Origin of the sequence: Pseudanabaena sp. BC1403 (genome assembly GCF_002914585.1) — a bacterium.
Classification (GTDB): domain Bacteria; phylum Cyanobacteriota; class Cyanobacteriia; order Pseudanabaenales; family Pseudanabaenaceae; genus Pseudanabaena.
Map to the genome: position 1 here is coordinate 1 of NZ_PDDM01000067.1, position 1,416 is coordinate 1,416.

Annotated in this window: 4 protein-coding genes; all 4 read right to left on the reverse strand. The window is 40.8% G+C overall.

Features of this window, described 5'->3' with window-relative positions; translation table 11 throughout:
* The coding region (locus CQ839_RS24565) for a hypothetical protein (protein WP_146048812.1) at positions 1-201 on the reverse strand (201 nt) is incomplete at its 3' end.
* Between the two features lie 8 nt (positions 202-209).
* Positions 210-410 (reverse strand): hypothetical protein, encoded by a 201-nt coding sequence (locus tag CQ839_RS24570; RefSeq protein WP_103670929.1) that lies wholly within the window; start codon positions 408-410, stop codon positions 210-212.
* Between the two features lie 6 nt (positions 411-416).
* Positions 417-872, reverse strand: a complete 456-nt coding sequence (locus CQ839_RS24575; protein WP_103670930.1) for a hypothetical protein — start codon at positions 870-872, stop codon at positions 417-419.
* A gap of 63 nt (positions 873-935) precedes the next feature.
* On the reverse strand, positions 936-1,295 hold the full coding sequence (locus CQ839_RS24580; protein ID WP_103670931.1) for a hypothetical protein: 360 nt from the start codon (positions 1,293-1,295) through the stop codon (positions 936-938).
* Positions 1,296-1,416: the final 121 nt, after the last annotated feature.

A 1,416-nucleotide genomic window follows, 5' to 3' on the forward strand; every position in this document is an offset into this window, starting at 1 on the left:
TCCAGCCTGAAGCAATAATCTTGTCAGCAACATCTCAAAATATTGCTCAGATTTTTCAATTCTGCGCTGTTCATTTTGCTGATCTAGTTCTGAGCGTTTTACCGCTAATTTAGCCATGTCTGTATAGTAGGTTTTTGCTAAAAGCCCTATCCAGCCTATGCCAGCCATAATGCTAGGTGTCACTAAATCGTTAATGTTCATTTCATTGTTTATAAAACAATTCCAGAATTTTCCGAATACCAACCTTCGTTAACAGTTGTGTAATGTCGCTCTATTTTTGGGATTGCCTTTTGCTTTGCATTAGAAATTTGTTGATGCGAGGTTAATAAGTTCTCAATGACTCTTAACCTCGCATTAATGTCTGAAACTTGATTATTTAGCTGTATGATCGCTTGTTCTTGTTCAGACATATTTTTTTATACGTGGACTTGGTTTACCAGCTTCTTGATTCTGTAAGTCAATCCAGCAGAGCCATCAAAGCTGTGGTTTACGATCAATGTCGTTTTGGTCTGTGTGCCGCCTGTTTCGTAATCGTATTCTTTTAAATCTGCAAACTGCGCCAAAGTCAAAATCGGAATTTCAACAAGCCGTTTCGGGGTTACACCGTAACAAGCCGCTGCTTGTGCTGTATCGGCATATTCGCAAAGAGCGTAACGGGGGTGTACTCCATACTCTCGCTCGTTTTTACTTAAGGTGATGTGGCTAGGAATCCTAACTACTGTGCTAGTAGATTCTTTAACCTTGTTGTCGGCTGTACCAGTATTAAATTTATCCATACTGATTAACATCCGCGCCCCTACAGATACAGTCCCTTGAGAGTCTTTAATATCGACTTCATAATCAAAGTCTTTTCTCGCAATGCCTCTAGCCATTTTGTTTCTCTTTCTTTTTAGTTTATTTTTTTCTGAGATTAAATTCTGTTGATGCGTCTGCGGTTAACGCATCTGTTCGCCGATCACTGAGCCAACAATCCAAACACGTCCGTTTACTGTGATTTCAGTTCCTTGGGGCGGGTTAGTATCGGGTTTCAGGACGATCACGCGCTTGGTAGTTTGACCTGGGGGCAATAAACAACCTGTACCTGTGCCAGTGTTTTTGAGTTTTAGAATGCAGTGCCGAGGTCTACAACCAACTTCTTTAGAGTTTTTCGAGAATTCAAAAGTAAGATTCTCTATCGCTGCTTCTGTTGGAGCGGCACCGCGAACAGAGCTTAGCTCTGAGTCATTGTCAGTACGTGCCCAAAACACGTTTCCTTTATCGGTTTCGTACTTATATCGAGTTGTTCCAGATGCCATTTATTTATGTGGGGTTGTCGTTTTGGAAACTATCTATTAACTTTGCTGAGTACTTCTCTTTCTCTTGCGTTCTCTTTCCGACTGTAAACGATTGCTGACTTCTATCTTGAAAATCAGTTAG